The sequence below is a fragment of the Roseinatronobacter sp. S2 genome (assembly GCF_029581395.1).
Classification (GTDB): domain Bacteria; phylum Pseudomonadota; class Alphaproteobacteria; order Rhodobacterales; family Rhodobacteraceae; genus Roseinatronobacter.
This window is the reverse complement of the sequence record NZ_CP121113.1, coordinates 445,687-462,093: the sequence shown is the minus strand read 5'-3', so window position 1 is coordinate 462,093 and position 16,407 is coordinate 445,687. Positions and strand designations below refer to the sequence as shown.

General features: G+C 59.5%; 16 protein-coding genes and 1 tRNA gene. 11 read left to right on the top strand and 6 right to left on the bottom strand.

The annotated features are described in order from the left end of the window. Nucleotides 1-12: 12 nt before the first annotated feature. The gene (gene serA, locus P8S53_RS02145) at nt 13-1,608 is read right to left on the bottom strand and encodes a phosphoglycerate dehydrogenase (protein WP_277805528.1); all 1,596 of its coding nucleotides are present in this window, start codon (nt 1,606-1,608) and stop codon (nt 13-15) included. 72 nt (nt 1,609-1,680) lie between these two features. Continuing rightward, nucleotides 1,681-2,838, bottom strand: coding sequence for a phosphoserine transaminase (locus P8S53_RS02140; RefSeq protein ID WP_277805527.1), 1,158 nt, complete (start codon nt 2,836-2,838; stop codon nt 1,681-1,683). 156 nt (nt 2,839-2,994) lie between these two features. Here P8S53_RS02140 and serB point away from each other — a divergent pair, with 156 nt between their 5' ends. Both serB and P8S53_RS02130 read left to right on the top strand, forming a co-directional pair. Continuing rightward, complete coding sequence (serB, locus tag P8S53_RS02135; RefSeq protein ID WP_277805526.1) at nt 2,995-3,876, top strand: phosphoserine phosphatase SerB; 882 nt, start codon at nt 2,995-2,997, stop codon at nt 3,874-3,876. 101 nt (nt 3,877-3,977) lie between these two features. Further along, complete coding sequence (locus tag P8S53_RS02130) at nt 3,978-5,141, top strand: M20 aminoacylase family protein (protein WP_277805525.1); 1,164 nt, start codon at nt 3,978-3,980, stop codon at nt 5,139-5,141. Between the two features lie 85 nt (nt 5,142-5,226). Here P8S53_RS02130 and P8S53_RS02125 read toward each other — a convergent pair whose 3' ends face one another. Continuing rightward, complete coding sequence (locus P8S53_RS02125) at nt 5,227-5,499, bottom strand: glycine zipper 2TM domain-containing protein (RefSeq protein WP_277805524.1); 273 nt, start codon at nt 5,497-5,499, stop codon at nt 5,227-5,229. Nucleotides 5,500-5,742: 243 nt separating this feature from the next. Further along, nucleotides 5,743-6,402, bottom strand: coding sequence for a histidine phosphotransferase family protein (locus P8S53_RS02120; protein WP_277805523.1), 660 nt, complete (start codon nt 6,400-6,402; stop codon nt 5,743-5,745). A gap of 18 nt (nt 6,403-6,420) precedes the next feature. Here P8S53_RS02120 and P8S53_RS02115 point away from each other — a divergent pair, with 18 nt between their 5' ends. The 3 genes from P8S53_RS02115 to P8S53_RS02105 all read left to right on the top strand — a co-directional run bounded on the left by P8S53_RS02115 (nt 6,421) and on the right by P8S53_RS02105 (nt 8,304). After that, complete coding sequence (locus P8S53_RS02115) at nt 6,421-6,570, top strand: DUF3553 domain-containing protein (protein WP_277805522.1); 150 nt, start codon at nt 6,421-6,423, stop codon at nt 6,568-6,570. Between the two features lie 130 nt (nt 6,571-6,700). Next, entirely contained in the window at nt 6,701-7,477 is a 777-nt protein-coding gene (locus P8S53_RS02110) for a GNAT family N-acetyltransferase (protein WP_277805521.1), read from the top strand. Further along, entirely contained in the window at nt 7,474-8,304 is an 831-nt protein-coding gene (locus tag P8S53_RS02105; protein WP_277805520.1) for a 1-acyl-sn-glycerol-3-phosphate acyltransferase, read from the top strand. Before P8S53_RS02110 ends, P8S53_RS02105 begins: the two co-directional genes overlap by 4 nt. A 7-nt stretch (nt 8,305-8,311) precedes the next feature. On the opposite strand, the gene P8S53_RS02100 is transcribed toward P8S53_RS02105, so the two are convergent. Beyond that, nucleotides 8,312-8,929 carry a thiamine phosphate synthase gene (locus tag P8S53_RS02100; protein ID WP_277805519.1) on the bottom strand — a complete coding sequence of 206 codons (618 nt, stop codon included), beginning with the start codon at nt 8,927-8,929 and terminating at the stop codon, nt 8,312-8,314. Nucleotides 8,930-9,060: 131 nt separating this feature from the next. Here P8S53_RS02100 and P8S53_RS02095 point away from each other — a divergent pair, with 131 nt between their 5' ends. From P8S53_RS02095 to P8S53_RS02085, 3 genes are all read left to right on the top strand, one after another. Then, on the top strand, nt 9,061-9,819 hold the full coding sequence (locus P8S53_RS02095; RefSeq protein WP_277805518.1) for an RNA methyltransferase: 759 nt from the start codon (nt 9,061-9,063) through the stop codon (nt 9,817-9,819). A gap of 358 nt (nt 9,820-10,177) precedes the next feature. Further along, nucleotides 10,178-11,332: a heme A synthase gene (ctaA, locus tag P8S53_RS02090; protein ID WP_277805517.1), complete on the top strand. Its 1,155-nt coding sequence runs from the start codon at nt 10,178-10,180 to the stop codon at nt 11,330-11,332. After that, complete coding sequence (locus tag P8S53_RS02085; RefSeq protein ID WP_277805516.1) at nt 11,329-12,798, top strand: carboxypeptidase M32; 1,470 nt, start codon at nt 11,329-11,331, stop codon at nt 12,796-12,798. Before ctaA ends, P8S53_RS02085 begins: the two co-directional genes overlap by 4 nt. On the opposite strand, the gene P8S53_RS02080 is transcribed toward P8S53_RS02085, so the two are convergent. Next, nucleotides 12,793-14,142 (bottom strand): ATP-binding protein, encoded by a 1,350-nt coding sequence (locus P8S53_RS02080; RefSeq protein ID WP_277805515.1) that lies wholly within the window; start codon nt 14,140-14,142, stop codon nt 12,793-12,795. The two genes, P8S53_RS02085 and P8S53_RS02080, sit on opposite strands and share 6 nt — an antisense overlap. 115 nt (nt 14,143-14,257) lie before the next feature. Here P8S53_RS02080 and P8S53_RS02075 point away from each other — a divergent pair, with 115 nt between their 5' ends. The 3 genes from P8S53_RS02075 to P8S53_RS02065 all read left to right on the top strand — a co-directional run bounded on the left by P8S53_RS02075 (nt 14,258) and on the right by P8S53_RS02065 (nt 16,269). Next, complete coding sequence (locus P8S53_RS02075) at nt 14,258-15,145, top strand: MBL fold metallo-hydrolase (protein ID WP_277805514.1); 888 nt, start codon at nt 14,258-14,260, stop codon at nt 15,143-15,145. A 59-nt stretch (nt 15,146-15,204) separates the two neighbouring features. Then, a tRNA-Asn gene (locus tag P8S53_RS02070) sits at nt 15,205-15,279 on the top strand. A 357-nt stretch (nt 15,280-15,636) separates the two neighbouring features. Then, complete coding sequence (locus P8S53_RS02065) at nt 15,637-16,269, top strand: substrate-binding domain-containing protein (protein ID WP_277805513.1); 633 nt, start codon at nt 15,637-15,639, stop codon at nt 16,267-16,269. Nucleotides 16,270-16,407 lie beyond the last annotated feature (138 nt).

Genomic DNA, 16,407 nt, shown 5'->3' with positions numbered 1-16,407 from the left:
ATAATTCATACCTTAGTTCACGTCAAAAACCAGCGGGCGCACCTGACGGAACAAGCCCGTTGCGCGCAGCTTGTTCAAGACAGTATCCGGCGCAGGCGCATCCAGATACAGCAATGCGATTGCATCACGCCCCGAATCTGAACGGCCAAGGGTGAAATTGGCGATATTCACGCCATTCTCGCCCATGGTCTGGCCCAGCGCACCGATAATGCCGGGCACATCGTCATTGGTGGTATACAGCATATGCTCGCCCACTTCGGCGTCGATGGTGATGCCCTTGATCTGAATGAAGCGCGGCTTGCCGTCCGAAAACACTGTGCCCGCGATGGAACGTTCGCGCCCTTCAGTCACCACGGTCAGCTTGATATAGGCATCAAACACGCCCGATTTTGCCTGCGTGGTGCGCGAAATCTTGACGCCGCGTTCTTTGGCCACAACGGGCGCGGACACCATGTTCACGTCGGGATTGGTGGCCTTCATAATGCCCGCAATCGCCGCACATCCCAGCGCGTCAAGGTTCATTTCCGACACGGCCCCGTCATACAGGATGTTGATGGCCTGAATCGGCTCATCTGTCAGCTGGCCTGCGAAGGCCCCCAGATGGCTGGCCAGTTTCACCCACGGCCCCATCACGCGCGCTTCTTCGGCCGTGACGGACGGCATGTTCAGCGCGTTCTGCACAGCACCTGTCAGCAGGTAGTCCGACATCTGTTCAGCCACTTGCAGCGCCACATTTTCCTGCGCTTCGGTTGTGCTTGCACCCAGATGGGGGGTGACAACAACGTTGGGCAGGTTGAACAGCGGGCTGTCGGTCGCGGGTTCCACTTCGAACACGTCAAAGCCCGCACCGGCAACATGGCCGGATTTCAGCGCCTCGGCCAGCGCCGCTTCGTCCACCAGACCGCCACGGGCGCAGTTGACAATGCGCACGCCTTTCTTGGTTTTCGCCAGGTTTTCGGCAGACAGGATGTTGCGGGTCTTGTCGGTCAGCGGCACATGCAGGGTGATGAAATCGGCGCGCGCCAGCAATTCGTCCAGTTCCACCTTGGTCACGCCCAGTTTGGTCGCGCGTTCCTCGCTCAGGAACGGGTCATAGGCCACAACCTTCATGCGCAGGCCCAGCGCGCGGTCGCACACGATGCCGCCAATATTGCCCGCACCGATAACGCCCAAGGTTTTGGCTGTCAGCTCAACCCCCATGAAACGCGATTTTTCCCATTTTCCGGCATGGGTGGATGCGCTGGCTTCGGGGATCTGGCGCGCAACGGCCATCATCAGCGAAATCGCGTGTTCTGCGGTCGTGACAGAATTGCCGAAAGGCGTGTTCATCACGATCACACCTTTTTTCGACGCGGCGGGAATGTCGACATTGTCGACCCCGATACCGGCGCGACCCACAACTTTCAGGTTGGGCGCGGCTTCCAGGATTTTTTCAGTCACTTTGGTGGCGGACCGGATGGCCAGCCCGTCATAGTCGCCAATGACGGACAGCAGTTTTTCCTTGTCCTTGCCGATGGACGGATCAAACGTCACATCAATGCCGCGGTCGCGGAAAATTTGCACAGCGGTTTCGGACAGTTTGTCAGATACGAGAACTTTGGGTGCCATGGTTCGTGGCTCCTTGAATGATGGAATTTGCAGGGAAGGCTGTGGCGGGACACGCCCGCCACAATGTCAGACTTATGCAGGCGCAGTCAGCGCGGCGCGTTCGGTGTGATAGGCCCAGTCCAGCCATGGCATCAGCGCGTCCAGATCGCTTTTCTCGACCGTGGCACCACACCAGATGCGCAGGCCCGCTGGCGCATCGCGGTAGGCGCCGATATCCAGCGCCACGCCCTCTGCCTCCAGCCGTTTGGCCACCGCTTTGGCGAAAGTCGCGCCATCTGCAATCGCGGGATCGGTGAACTTCAGGCAGACCGATGTTGTGGAAGCTGTTGCCGGGTCTTCGGCCAGATTGGCAATCCAGTCATTGGCCGCGCAGAAATCCGCAATCACGCCCGCATTCGCGTCGCAGCGCGCAATAAGCGCAGGCAACCCGCCAATGTCTTGCGCCCAGTCCAGCGCAAGCAGGTAATCTTCTACCGCCAGCATCGACGGGGTGTTGATGGTTTCACCCTTGAAAATACCCTCGATCAGTTTGCCGCCTTTGGTCATGCGGAAAATCTTGGGCAGGGGCCATGCGGGGGTGTAGTTTTCCAGCCGTTCCACCGCACGCGGGCTTAGAACCAGCATGCCATGCGCGGCTTCACCGCCCATCACCTTTTGCCAGCTGAAGGTAACCACATCCAGCTTGTCCCAAGGCAGGTCCATCGCAAATGCAGCCGATGTCGCATCGCAAATGGTCAGACCATTGCGGTCGTCGGGGATGGCATTGCCATTGGGGACACGCACGCCGGATGTTGTGCCATTCCATGTGAACACCACGTCGGTATCATAGTCGATGCTGGCCATGTCGACGATCTGGCCATACTCGGCGGTTTTCACATCGGCGTCAATTTTCAACTGCTTGACCACATCTGTGACCCAGCCCGCGCCGAAGCTTTCCCATGCGACCATCGTGGCCTTGCGCGCCCCCAGCATGGACCACATGGCCATTTCAACTGCACCTGTGTCAGATGCAGGCACAATGCCAATGCGGTAATCAGCGGGAATGCCCAGAATCTCGCGCGTGCCGTCAATGGCCGCTTTCAGTTTGGACTTGCCGACAGCGGCACGATGTGACCGGCCCAAGGGGGCGTCGGCCAGTTTTTCCAGTGCGAATGTCGGGATTTTGGCACATGGGCCAGAAGAAAAGCGCGGATTTGCCGGGCGCGTTGCCGGTTGTGCGGGTATAGTCATGGTATCCTTCCAGATATAATGCCCTTCGTTGGGGAAGGGTGTCCCACGAATGGCATTACGGCCCAATCCCCACTGGCACAAGAGGCAAAATTGCTCTAGAGCGCCGCTTGAACACAGAAAAACGACGCTGCTTGTCCACGATCGGAAACTTGCCCCATGTATGTCGCCACACTGCTGACCAACCCCGCCAACCCCTTGCTTGATGCCACCACTGTAGAATCCCTGCGCAATGCGTGGGGCGGGGGCGTCGCGGAATGGCTGAACCCCGGTGTGGCGGCAGAATTTCCATTGGACACGCGCCCTGAAAACCAATGGCAGGTCTGGCAGGATTTGCAGACCCAAGGCATTGATCTGGCGCTTCAGCCTGTGCAGGGTCGGCAAAAACACATGCTGCTTGCTGATATGGACAGCACCATGATTGAACAGGAATGCATTGACGAACTGGCGGATGAAGCTGGCGTGGGGGCCTATGTCGCGGGAATCACCGCGCGCGCCATGAATGGCGAGCTGGAGTTTGAAGATGCCCTGCGCGAACGGGTGGCCCTGCTGAAGGGGCTGGATGAAAGCGTCATTGCCAAGGTCTTGGAAACGCGCATCACCTTTACCCCCGGCGGGCGCGAATTGATCGCCACGATGAAAGGGCGCGGCGCGTATGCCGTTCTGGTATCAGGCGGGTTCACGGCCTTTACCACCCATGTGGCCGAAACCTTGGGGTTTGACGAAAACCGCGCCAATACGCTGCTGGTCGACGGGGGCAAGCTGACCGGCACCGTGGCTGAACCGATTCTGGGCCGCGACGCCAAGGTCGCGGCACTGGATGAAATTACCGCGCGTCTGGGCCTACAGGCCAGTGATGTGCTGGCCGTTGGCGACGGGGCCAATGATCTGGGCATGCTGGGGCGCGCGGGCGCGGGTGTCGCGCTGCATGCCAAACCGGCGGTGGCCGCGCAATGCGACTTGCGCATCAATCATGGCGATCTGACAGCGCTTTTGTATCTGCAAGGCTACCGGATTGATGATTTTGTAAGCGATCTGTGACCAACGCCAGTCTTTCAAGCAGGGTGCTGGAAGCGGGGGCAAGACTGTGGCACAGTGCTGGAAATCGCCATAACGCGACCACATCCAAGGAGCTTGCTGCAATGCCGATCAAAAACCGTTTTGCCGAACTGCTGCCGGAAATCACGGCCTGGCGCAGGGATTTCCACGCCCATCCCGAAATCCTGTATGAATGCCACCGCACCGCCGGAATCGTCGCACAAAAGCTGCGCGAATTCGGCTGCGATGAGGTGGTTGAAGGGATCGGCGGCACCGGCGTTGTCGGCGTCATACGCGGGCGCAAGGCCGATTCCGGCCGCGTCGTGGGGCTGCGCGCCGATATGGACGCGCTGCCGATTCACGAAGCGACAGGGTTGGACTATGCATCCAAGGAAGCGGGCAAAATGCATGCCTGTGGGCATGACGGGCACACGGCAATGCTGCTGGGCGCCGCGAAATATCTGACGGAAACGCGCAGCTTTGACGGGACCGTTGTTGTGATCTTTCAGCCCGCCGAAGAAGGTGGCGGCGGTGGGCGCGCCATGTGCGAAGACGGGCTTATGGACCGCTTCGGCATCCATGAAGTGTATGGCATGCATAACTGGCCCGGTGTTGCGCCGGGGACATTCAGCATTCGGCCGGGCGCATTCTTTGCAGCGACAGACCAGTTCGAAATTGTCGTTGAAGGGCGCGGCGGTCATGCCGCCAAACCGCATGAATGCATTGATACAACCGTCGTTGCGGCGCATATCGTGACGGCGATGCAGACTATCGCCAGCCGCAACGCGGACCCGACCAAGGAAATGGTCGTGTCGGTCACATCCTTTGTGACAGGGTCGCAGGCCTTCAACGTGATTCCCCAGACTGTGACCTTGCGCGGGACCGTGCGGACCCTAAGCGCCGATATGCGCGAGCTGGCAGAGGCACGCATCACGGCACTGGCCGAACATGCCGCCACCGCGTTCGGGGCCAAGGCGCAGGTCAAATACATGCGCGGCTATCCGGTGATGATTAACACAGATACAGAAACCGAATATGCCGCACAGGCCGCGCGCAGCGTGTCAGGTGCCTGCGATGACGCCCCCCTTGTCATGGGCGGCGAGGATTTCGCCTATATGCTGGAAGAACGCCCCGGCGCGTATATTCTTGTGGGCAACGGCGACACCGCCAGCGTTCACCACCCCGAATATGATTTCAACGACGACGCCATTCCCGCAGGCTGTAGCTTCTGGGTTGAACTGGCAGAACAGCGTTTGCCGCTGGCATAAGGTTGCGCGCACATCATCGAAACAAAACAGCCCCGGCACAGGACCGGGGCTGTTTTTTTATGTGGTTTTCGCATTCCCGATGGGATCAGGGGCAAGGCGCTTCGTAATAGGTGCCATCACCGCGCGCATACGCACACTGGCCAGTGCGGGTGTTTTGCGCCAGCAATGTGCCTGCGGCAGCACCTGCAATAGTGGTCAGAATGGTCCAGTTGGTGTTGGCACCAAGCAGGTTACCGACGGCAAGGCCGCCCGCAGCACCAGCAACGCCACCCACAACAGAACGTTCAGTTTGTGTCATCTGGCAACCGGAGACCGCAAGCGCGCCCCCTACAAGTGCCATCATAATAAGTTTTCTCATGTCGTTAGCCTCCTTCAGACGTCTTATGGTTGTCAGGGTAACATGTTTTTGGGGACTGTCACGACCATGTTTTGATTTCGGCGGGAAACCACCGATCACAAATTATGGTGTTGCTAAAGCAATTTCAGAAAAAGTTGACAGACTTTCTTGGTTCGAAATTGCGCAAAATCAATGGACTCCAGCGTTCTCGGCTTCAAGGAGAAGGCGAAACGCTGTAGGCTTTCCGCCAGCAATTCCGGCAGGCTATTTGCGGCGCAACGACAGGGCCAGTTCCATCGTCTGCTCGGTGCACTTGATGGAATAGCCACAGCCTTGCCGCCGCAGTTCCAGCGCACCCATGATAAAATGCACTGTCACGGGCCGCAATCCTTCCGGGACTGCACCGCTGCTTAGAATGGCCCATTGTTCAGCATCATGGCGGATGCGGTCCGCTTCTGCTACAAGCGTATATCCGGTTTCCGATCTGGTCACATGCACCGCCCCGCCCCATGGCAGCGCGGTTTCCAGACACATCAGCAAAAGCAACAGAAGTTTGACATCCTGTCTTGGCAAATCCTGCGCAATCTCGAATTCGGTCCAGTGGCGTGTGATCCGGCCATAATCCGCCATAAGGGACATGATTTCTGCGCGGGGTATCATCTGGCCCGGCGCGGCCGCCCCGAATGCACAACGAAACAAGCGAATACGCGCATTTGCCGTTTCGACACTTTCACCAATCAGCGCCAGTTCGGGACCATCGGTAACACCTGCCATCGACATCAGTTCAACACCGTTACCAATAGCGCCCAAGGGGCTGATCAGGTCGTGGCAGATGCGCGATGTCAATAATTCCGCCAGAGTCAGAACGCCAACAGGGCTTTCCAAGGGCAAATCTTCAATATAGTCATAATCCAAATGAATCATTCGATCCTAGAGCCAGGAATGTTCGTGCGCCACCCCAAATGCCCTGAATGGGGCGTTGGGCAGGTTCAGTCGCGTATTGGCAACCTTGTGACGGTCAATTTTCCAGATGAAGGTAAAAAAGTGATTAATGGTGATTTGGTAACGCTTGAAATCGTTTACAACTTATAGGCGCAAAGTGTCGCACAACCAACAGGTGCACACAAGGCGTTTAGTCGACAATCCAAACTTGCAACACTACGACGCGCTGCGTAAAGCCAACCCGTCACTAACGACCTGCACCCGCGCAAAAGAGGGCTGGATGAACAGCAATCAACCACAACTGACGGTGCGTCTGGCGCGCGACGCGGCCGACATAAGGGCCGCGCAACACCTGCGCTACCGCGTATTCATCCAGGAACTTGGCGGAACAGGGGCATTGGTGGATCATGTCAACAAGCTGGAACGCGACGAACTGGACCCCTTTTTTGACCACCTTTTGCTTGTGAATACCTGCCTGAACCCTGATGACGGTCAGCATGTGGTGGGCGCCTACCGGCTATTGCCCGATGACCGGCTGGACCAGACAGGCGGGTTTTATTGCGACCGTGAATTCGACCTGCGCCCCCTGAAACTGTCGGGTCGCAGATTGCTGGAACTGGGGCGGTCCTGTGTGGATGAGGCCTATCGCGGCGGCCCGGCCATGTTGCTGATGTGGCAGGCCCTTGCCGGATATGTCACGCAACATGGCTATGATATTTTGTTCGGTGCCGCCAGCTTTCACGGGACCGACGCGCAAGCGCTGGCACAACCGCTAAGCCTGCTGCATCACCGGCATCTGGCCCCGCCGGAATTGCGCGTGCGCGCCAAGGAATACCAGCGCATGGATCTGCTTGCGCCCGACCAGTTGGACCGCAAGACAGCCCTTGCGCAACTGCCGTCCCTGATCAAGGCCTATTTGCGCATCGGGGGGGTTGTGGGTGACGGGGCGTTCATTGATCCTGATTTCCGCACGACCGATATATGCCTGATACTGGACACCAAGGCGATGACGCGCGCGGCACACAACCTTGCGCCAAAGGGGGTGACGGCGCCATGACATGGGGCGAAGATATAGCGCCGCCCAAAGTCGCCATAACACCGGGCTGCTGGCCCAGAATTGCGCTGCGCCTGTGCCTGCTGGCCCCGCTGGTGTTCGGGGGTCTGGCCGTCATGCTGGTTTTGCGACTGGTGGAACGCCCGCTATTCGGCTTGCGCCGCCCTGTCACGCCTTATCTGACCCAAGGGGTGTGCCGCGCGGCGCTGGTCATCATAGGGCTGCGCCTGCATGTGCGCGGCACCCCCATGACAAAACGCGGCGGCATCGTTGCAAATCATGCGTCATGGCTGGACATTTTTGCCCTGAACGCAGCCGACAGGGTTTATTTCGTATCCAAGGCCGAAGTGGCCGCATGGCCCGGTATTGGCTGGCTTGCGCGGGCAACCGGCACCGTGTTCATCCGGCGCGACAAACGCGAGTCTGCCCTGCATAAACTGCTGTTCGAGGCACGCTTGCGCGTAGGCCACAGGCTGCTGTTCTTTCCCGAAGGCACCAGTTCTGACAGCCAGCGCGTGCTGCCCTTCAAATCCACCTTGTTCGCCGCCTTTTTTGCACCCGCCCTGCGCGACGTGCTGCATATCCAGCCCGTCAGCGTGACCTATTCTGCCCCCGACGGGCAGGACAAGCGCCTGTATGGCTGGTGGGGCAGCATGGATTTCGGCACGCATTTGCTGGTGGTTCTGGCACAGTCACGGCGCGGGCGCGTAGACCTGATGTTTCACCCCGAACTGGAAGTCGCATCCTTTGCGAACCGCAAGGACCTGGCCGTTGCCGCAGAAAAGGCCGTAAGACAGGGGTTTGACGCAGCGCATGAACCCGCCTTGTAGCCGCGCGTCACCGCAAGGGTTGGGTCAGGTCCATCAGGGCTGCCACAGGGTCCGGCTGCGCCCAGATTTCATCGCCCAGCGCAAAGAAATCCGCCACCGGCGCAAGGCCCGCAATCAGATCACGATTAAGCGCGCCTTCGGCGACGACGGGCAGTTCGATCATCGCGGACCACCATTCAAACAAATCATGGGGGGCCACCTGACCATCGCCCAGCGCGGTCTGCCCCACTGGCCCGAAGCTGACATAATCCGCGCCCGCTTCGCCTGCGTTGATGCCGTCATGCTGCGATGTCCCGCAAAAGCTGCCGATAATCGCATCCGCGCCCATATCCTTGCGCAGCTTGCGCAGGGGTTTGGTGGTGTCGGACAAATGCACCCCGTCCAGCCCAAGGCGTTCCACCATCAGCACATGATCGGCAATGACGATGGGAATATCGCGCGCATGGGCAATTTCGCGCAGGGCATCGGCGCTGCGCAGAATCGTATCCTCGTCACGCGTTGCCAGCGCCAGCCGCAGGCACGCCACAGGGTGGCTGTCCAGAACGCGTGCCAGAATCTGGGGGAATGTCTCAATCTCGAATGTGGGGGGCGTGATCAGATAGATCTGGGGCTGGTCATCGGGCATGCTGATGGCATCTTTCGCTTGAACTGCTGCGCTTCTACCCTGTGGCCGGACCGGAAACAAGCACGCGCAGCTTGAAGCGCGCGCGCAGCCCCGCTATTGGGCGCACACCCACCCCAGCCGCCCGAGGCCCCATGACACCGCTTGATGACCAGCTATTCGACGCGCCAACCCCCATCATGGTGCTGGTGCGCCCGCAAATGGGCGAAAACATTGGCGCAGCCGCGCGCGCGATGCTGAATTTCGGCTGCGCGCGCATGCGTGTTGTGGCCCCGCGTGATGGCTGGCCCAACCCCAAGGCCACCGCCATGGCATCGGGGGCGTCCCCTGTTCTGGACCGCGCAGGCGCATTTGACGACCTGCCTGCCGCGATTGGCGATTGCGACTATGTCTTTGCCACGACCGCACGCGGGCGCGGGCTGACCAAACCCGTGCTGACGCCCGAACACGCCATGAAACAGGCGCGCGCCATGGTGGCCGAAGGCAAGCGCGTCGCCGTGTTGTTCGGGCCGGAACGCGCAGGGCTGGAAAACCATGATGTGGCGCGCGCCAATGCCATCATCACCGTGCCAGTCAATCCGGCCTTTTATTCGCTGAACCTTGCGCAATGCGTGCTTCTGATTGCGTATGAATTTGCCCGCCTTGGCGCGGACACACCGCCCGAAGTGCTGGCCATGGCCGGCACCGATTTCGCCACCGCGATCGAGCGCGAGAAGCTGGGCGATCATTTCGAGGACCGGCTGGAGCACGCAGGTTTCTTCGCCCCGCCCGAAAAGGCACAGAGCATGCGCCTGAATTTGCGCAACATGTGGGCACGGCTGGCCCTGACCCGCGCGGATGTGCAAACCCTGCATGGCATGCTGCGCCAACTGGCGCGCAAGCATGGCGGGTAATGAACGTAGCCGTGGCCTGACGGGAGTCCCCAGGCGCGGAGCAAGGCCGCAGGCCGCCGCGCCATCGGCGGGCCGTCCCGCGGCCTGCCGATTTGGCCAGTGACACGCCAAGCATTTGAAAGCAGGAATATGCAGCCCGCATAAAGTGAGCATCACTGGCGTCGGATCGGCAGACCCCGGCCCACCGATGGCGCGGGCTTTGTCCCTGCCCCAATGCCCGCTTCAAACCAGGTTCGTCCACCTTGCGCGTTTTCCCGTTGCCATCACACTTCTGACTGGGCGCTTTGACCGCATCCCTGCCCCTTGAACCTGCATCAGCCACACACTAGCTTGCAGCGCGACCACACAGGAGGGCCAGATGGCCAGCAAACGCCCCATATTCGAAGATGTCGCCACAGCACGCCCGCAAGCCACGCCACAAGGCGGGGTCATTGACCGTAGGCGCAAGGGCGCGCGCGGGGCCATTCGTCTGTGGTTGATCTCGCTATTCGCGCTGGTTTGCGTGATGATTGTCGTGGGCGGCATGACACGGCTGACCGATAGCGGGTTGTCGATCACCGAATGGCGCCCTGTCACCGGCGCCATACCGCCGCTGAATGCCGAAATGTGGGCGCAGGAATTCGACAAATACCGCCAGATTGACCAGTATCAACTGCAAAATCGCGGCATGACACTGGATGAATTCAAGATCATCTACTGGTGGGAATGGGGGCACCGGCAGCTGGGCCGCGTGATCGGGTTGGTCTGGGGTGCGGGTTTCGCGTTTTTCTGGCTGACAGGGCGCATTCCCACAGGTTGGACACCGCGCCTGCTGGCGCTTGGCGCGCTGGGCGGGGTGCAAGGCGCGATCGGCTGGTGGATGGTGGCATCGGGCCTGACCGAAGGCATGGTTGCGGTGGCATCTTACCGGCTGGCCACGCATCTGGGGCTTGCCTTCGTCATCCTTGGGATGATCGCATGGTATACCTTCTTGCTGAACCGCCCCGAGGCCGAGTTGATGACAGCGCGGCGCGCGCGCGAGGCGAAGCTGTTTTCCATGTCCACCGGCTTGATGCATTTTGCCTTTTTGCAAATCCTGCTGGGGGCGCTGGTCGCGGGCATTGATGCAGGGCGCGGATATACCGACTGGCCCTTGATGAACGGCGTGTTCATTCCACCGGAATTGCTGGCCATGCAGCCCCTTTGGGTCAATTTCTTCGAAAACCCCGCAACTACACAATTTATCCACCGGATGGCAGGCTATTTTCTGGCCGCATTTGCGGTCGTGGTGTGGCTGCGCGGGCGTAAATCAACGCATGGGGCCACGCGTGCGGCCTTCAACGTGATGTTTGTTGTGATGCTGGGCCAGATCGTGCTGGGTATTTTCACCGTTCTGCATGGCGCGCCATGGCAGTTGGGCATTGCACATCAGGCCACGGCCGTGCTGCTATGGGTGCTGATTATCCGCGCACGTCATCTGGCACAATTTCCGCGCTTCGACAGTTTGCGCAACACAAAAGGAACCGCAGCATGACCGCCTATGAAAACGTGATGGCCCATGCCCGCAAGACCGAGGCACTGGCACAGGTTGCAGGCCGTCTGGGGTGGGATCAGCAAACAGTCATGCCGCGCGGGGCAAACGCGCAACGGTCTGAAGAAATGGCCGCACTGGAAGATGTGCTGCACGCACGACGCACCGACCCGCAACTTGGCGACTGGCTGGATGCGGCCCAGGCCCCTGACGAGATGGGCGCGGCCTGCCTGCGCGAATTGCGCCGCGCCTATGCGCGCAATACCAAAGTGCCCGCGCGGCTGGCATCTGAACTGGCGCGCATTACCCCGCTGGCGCAAGACGCATGGGAAGCGGCGCGCCACAATGAGGATGTCGCCAGTTTCCTGCCATGGCTGAACCAGATGATCGCGCTGCGCCGCGAAGAAGGTCAGGCCATCGCGGGGGGTGGCGACCCGTATGATGCGCTGATGGAAGATTATGAACCCGGCACCAGTTCCGATGCCGTGGCCACAATTTTCGACCGGATGCGCCCGCGTCTGGTGGCGCTGCGCGAGGCAATTCTTGGCGCGAACACGCCCCCCGCCCTGACCGGCCATTTCCCACAGGATGCGCAACTGCGCGTGTCGCGGCGCATGGCGGAACATTTTGGCTATGATTTCACGCGCGGGCGCATTGATCTGGCGGTGCATCCCTTCTCATCCGGGTCGGGCGATGATGTGCGTATCACCACCCGCGTGGCCGTAGAGGACCCGTTCAACTGCCTGTATTCCACCCTGCATGAAGTGGGCCATGCCGCCTATGAACAGGGCGTGGACCACAGCTATGCGCTAAGCCCCATCGGGCAGGGTGTGTCCATGGGGGTGCATGAAAGCCAAAGCCGGATCTATGAAAACCAGCTTGGCCGGTCGCAGGCCTTCACGGGCTGGCTGTTTGGCGCCATGCAGCAGGAATTCGGTGCATTATCCGTCGCGGATGCGGATGCGTTTTATGCCGCCGTGAACCGCGTGAATTCAGGCTTCATCCGCACCGAAGCGGATGAGGTGCAGTATAACCTGCATATCATGCTGCGGTTCGATCTGGAACGCGCCCTGATCCGCGGCAAACTGGATGCAGCGGACCTGCAAGACGCATGGAATGCACGCTTTCTGGCCGACTTCGGCTATGCGGTGGACCGCCCGTCGCATGGCATTTTGCAAGATGTGCACTGGGCTGTGGGCCTGTTCGGGTATTTCCCGACCTATGCCTTGGGCAACATTTACGCAGGCTGTCTGTTCAAGGCCATGCAGGGCGATCTGCCCGACCTGCAACAAGACCTTGCAGAAGGGAACGCGCAACCCGCAACGGACTGGCTGCGCGCACGCGTGCAACGTCACGGGGCCTTGCGCCCGCCCGTGGACACCATAACCCATGCTTGTGGCTTTGCCCCCGATGAAGGGCCGCTTCTGGACTATCTGGAAGGCAAGTTCGGGGCAATTTACGGGCTATGAAGACGGGTCCAGCGGTATTCGCATAGTGGCCCGCAACCCCCCGAAACGCGGGCTGTCATCCAGAACAAGCCGCCCTTCATGGGCGCGCATGGCTTCCGTCACTATGGCCAGCCCAAGTCCGACACCCCCGCCCTGATCGCGGTTGCGCGCATCATCCAGCCGCACAAAGGGTTCTGTGGCGCGTGTGCGGTCATGCGCCAGAATGCCGGGGCCGTCGTCTTCTAAGGCGATTTCCAGCCACTGCCCGTCGCATACCGCAAGGCTGACTTGCACATCATTTGCGTGACGCAGGGCATTTGAAATCAGATTGTCCAGCGCGCGTTCCATCAGCCCTTTGTGCAGGGGCAATTGCGGCAACTTTTGCGCCGTATCGCACAAGCCGATTGCATGCCCCGATGCCGCATATTTATCCAGCAGGTCACTTACCAGCGCCATGGGGTCGACACTGGTCTTGGCCTCATCCGGGGTCACGCCGCGCGAATATTCCAAAAACCCGTTCAGCAAATCTTCCAGATCAGCGACTTCTGCGCAAAGGGCGGCCTTATCCTCGGTGTCGTCCATCATAGACAGGATCAGCCGCATGCGTGTCAGGGGTGTGCGCATGTCATGGCTGACACCGGATAACATAAGTTTGCGTTGCGTGTTCTGGCGGTCGATCCGGTTGCGCATGTCAATGAATGCCAGACTTGCCGCGCGGATTTCCCTGGCCCCTGCGGCACGGAACGGCACACTCCGGCCACGGCCATAGGCTTCGGCGGCCTGACCAAGCCTGCGGATCGGGCGCACCTGAAGGCGCAGGAACTGAAACGCGATCAAGGCCATGACGGCTGATGCCAGAAACACGATCACCAGCAGTTGATGCGGGTTTGATGTGGTCACCAAGCGTCGGGGTATCAAGACTTCCAGCACGCCATGACGGCTGTCCAGAAACAGCACGACAGTGTTGGAATCTGACACCAGATCGACATTGCGGTAGGTGGGCAAATTCTCTCTCAGAACGCGAAGGATCTCCCGTCCGGCCAGATCGGTCCATTCGCGCGCATCTTCGCCCGCCGCAACCACGGGAGAGGGCAGGACCGATATCTCGATCTGCATGGCATCGGCAAGTTCGGCCAGTTCGCGCAAAGCGGCTGGCGCGTCAGGGCTGGCTTCTATCTGGTCCGTCAGAAACCATATATCGCGCAGCGTGTTTTCCGTCATCTGCGCCGTGACACGTTCATAATGGCGCTGCACAAACACGATGGACAACACAATCTGGATCACGATGATCGGAACGATCAGGATCAAAACAGCGCGCCCGTAAAAGCTGCGCGGCAAAAAACGTTTCAGAAAGCTGCTCCACATGATCGGCACCCTAACGAATAAAAGCGGCATTTCCAGCGAAACCGGCAACTGCACTGCCGCATCGAAAGTAAGGTCATTGTTGACCTTTGGCCATCACTGTTCATAAATCCTGCGCATGACATACACCTGCCCCGAACCCGACCTGCGCCTGATCCGTGCGCGCAACCCGTCTGCCATGACCGGCGCGGGCACGAACACCTATATCGTCGGGCGCGGCACGGTCTGCGTGATTGACCCCGGCCCGCAGGACGAAACCCACCTGCAAGCGATCATGGCCGCACTTGATCACGCTGAACGTGTGGAATGCATTCTGGTCACCCACAGCCATCTTGACCACTCCCCCCTTGCGCGGCCACTGGCGCAAATGACAGGGGCGCGCATCATGGCCTATGGCGATAGTCTGGCAGGGCGATCAGCACTCATGTCACGCCTGGCCAGCCAGAAGATTGCAGGCGGCGGCGAAGGCGTGGACACCACATTTCAACCCGACCACCTTCTTGCGGACGGGCAAATCGTTCCCTTCGGCAAGGACGAAATCCGCGCAATCTGGACGCCCGGCCATATGGCAAATCATATGTGCTTTGAATGGCGCGGTGCCGTGTTCAGCGGCGATCATGTCCTTGGCTGGACCACATCACTTGTGTCACCACCAGATGGTGATCTGGGGGCATATATGCGCTCGCTCGACAAGATTGAAACGCTGCGCGCAAGGCGGCTGCACCCCGGACATGGTGGGGCAATCGACGACCCTGCCGCACGCGTGCAAACGCTGCGCGATCACCGGCAAAGGCGCACATCCGAAATCCTTGCGCAGCTTGGCCGCGGGGTAACAAGGATTCCCGACCTTGTGGCCTGCATTTACACCGATGTTGCGCCAGATCTGCACGCAGCCGCCGCACGAAACGTACACGCACATCTGATAGAATTATGGGAAAACGGATGCGTCACCGCCGATCCCGACCCCGCACCCGATGCCGGATACAACCTTGCAAACAGTGCATGATGATTTTTGCGATTTGGCTCTGGACGCGCCCGAAAACGGTTGCTATAGGGGCAATGTGTTCCGGCGTAGCTCAGCGGTAGAGCAGTTGACTGTTAATCAATTGGTCGTAGGTTCGATCCCTACCGCCGGAGCCAATCATCTTGCCCATGCGCCCATCGATATGGGCAAGATGCTGACTTACACCCAATAAAATCAACCACCTACCTCAAACGCGTGGTTGAGCGCTCCCCCGACAATGACCGACAACATCGGCGACCTAGCGGTCAAGATGCGGTCCAACGTTGGGGGTCGGATCAGAAGCAACCGGGCTACAGTCGCAGCTGGATGAAAGTTCAGTGGCAGGTCAGATGTCGGCGAACGCGGAGCACTGTTTTCACTATAAATGAGCCCCATCGCGGTCACCATAGAGACTGGTCCACGTCCCTCATCTATCCCTTCAAGGGCAAAAGGATAGATGTCATCCGCATTAGGCAGATCTTCAACCGCAATCGTTGCTAGAAGACCCTCTTGGGCTGCAAGTATTTCTTGTCCGCCAACAAACCACACCACTAGTCGAAACATGGCATCTGCACAACGACGTGATCGACATGGGCGCTGGGTTTTCCGAATCCGATGCCAGCCGGGACGCGGTACGCTTTATTATCGCGTCAGGGCGCAAACGCATCGGCATGATCGGCGTAGAAACCACTGGTCATCGTCGCCTAATAGAAAGGGTAAATGGCTATCGCAACGCAATGGCCCAGATCGACGATCCAGGGGAGCGTCTGGTACTGATGGCCCCAGAGTGTAACGGATACAAGGCCGGAGCTGAGGGGTTACAACACTTGCTAAAACATTGGCCTGACCTCGACGGTGTCTTCTGTATGACCGATATTCTAGCGGCGGGTGTGCTTTTCGAATGTCACCGTATGGGGTACAAAGTAGCTTGCGAGATAGCAGTTATGGGCTATGGTAACTATGACATCGCTGCCGAAGTGCCACCGGGGTTAAGTTCAGTGCAGACCCCCGGAAGCTTTATAGGAGAGGCAGCAGCAAGGTTGCTTCTGGCACGCCTTAAAGGTGATACGGACGTGGAGCGCCTACAAGAGCTACCATATAAAGTAATCTCGCGCAGTTCTGTCTGATCTAACGTGAGGGGTCTACTGCCGGTTTCGTGGACTGTGGGACCTCGATGAGGAAGCTTCAGCCGCTGGGTGGATCGACAGAGACCTCCGCCTCCTAGGCGCGCTGGCATTTTCGGGCCAGCTTATGTGTTGACTTTC

Excerpts from the sequence above, each read along its gene's own strand:
- P8S53_RS02085 (WP_277805516.1), top strand. The coding sequence starts at position 11,329 with ATGACCGCCTATGAAAACGTGATGGCCCATGCCCGCAAGACCGAGGCA.
- P8S53_RS02130 (WP_277805525.1), top strand. The coding sequence starts at position 3,978 with ATGCCGATCAAAAACCGTTTTGCCGAACTGCTGCCGGAAATCACGGCC.
- P8S53_RS02095 (WP_277805518.1), top strand. The coding sequence starts at position 9,061 with ATGACACCGCTTGATGACCAGCTATTCGACGCGCCAACCCCCATCATG.
- P8S53_RS02120 (WP_277805523.1), bottom strand. The coding sequence starts at position 6,402 with ATGATTCATTTGGATTATGACTATATTGAAGATTTGCCCTTGGAAAGC.
- P8S53_RS02080 (WP_277805515.1), bottom strand. The coding sequence starts at position 14,142 with ATGTGGAGCAGCTTTCTGAAACGTTTTTTGCCGCGCAGCTTTTACGGG.
- serB (WP_277805526.1), top strand. The coding sequence starts at position 2,995 with ATGTATGTCGCCACACTGCTGACCAACCCCGCCAACCCCTTGCTTGAT.
- P8S53_RS02140 (WP_277805527.1), bottom strand. The coding sequence starts at position 2,838 with ATGACTATACCCGCACAACCGGCAACGCGCCCGGCAAATCCGCGCTTT.
- P8S53_RS02105 (WP_277805520.1), top strand. The coding sequence starts at position 7,474 with ATGACATGGGGCGAAGATATAGCGCCGCCCAAAGTCGCCATAACACCG.
- P8S53_RS02110 (WP_277805521.1), top strand. The coding sequence starts at position 6,701 with ATGAACAGCAATCAACCACAACTGACGGTGCGTCTGGCGCGCGACGCG.
- P8S53_RS02115 (WP_277805522.1), top strand. The coding sequence starts at position 6,421 with ATGTTCGTGCGCCACCCCAAATGCCCTGAATGGGGCGTTGGGCAGGTT.
- P8S53_RS02125 (WP_277805524.1), bottom strand. The coding sequence starts at position 5,499 with ATGAGAAAACTTATTATGATGGCACTTGTAGGGGGCGCGCTTGCGGTC.
- ctaA (WP_277805517.1), top strand. The coding sequence starts at position 10,178 with ATGGCCAGCAAACGCCCCATATTCGAAGATGTCGCCACAGCACGCCCG.
- P8S53_RS02075 (WP_277805514.1), top strand. The coding sequence starts at position 14,258 with ATGACATACACCTGCCCCGAACCCGACCTGCGCCTGATCCGTGCGCGC.
- serA (WP_277805528.1), bottom strand. The coding sequence starts at position 1,608 with ATGGCACCCAAAGTTCTCGTATCTGACAAACTGTCCGAAACCGCTGTG.
- P8S53_RS02100 (WP_277805519.1), bottom strand. The coding sequence starts at position 8,929 with ATGCCCGATGACCAGCCCCAGATCTATCTGATCACGCCCCCCACATTC.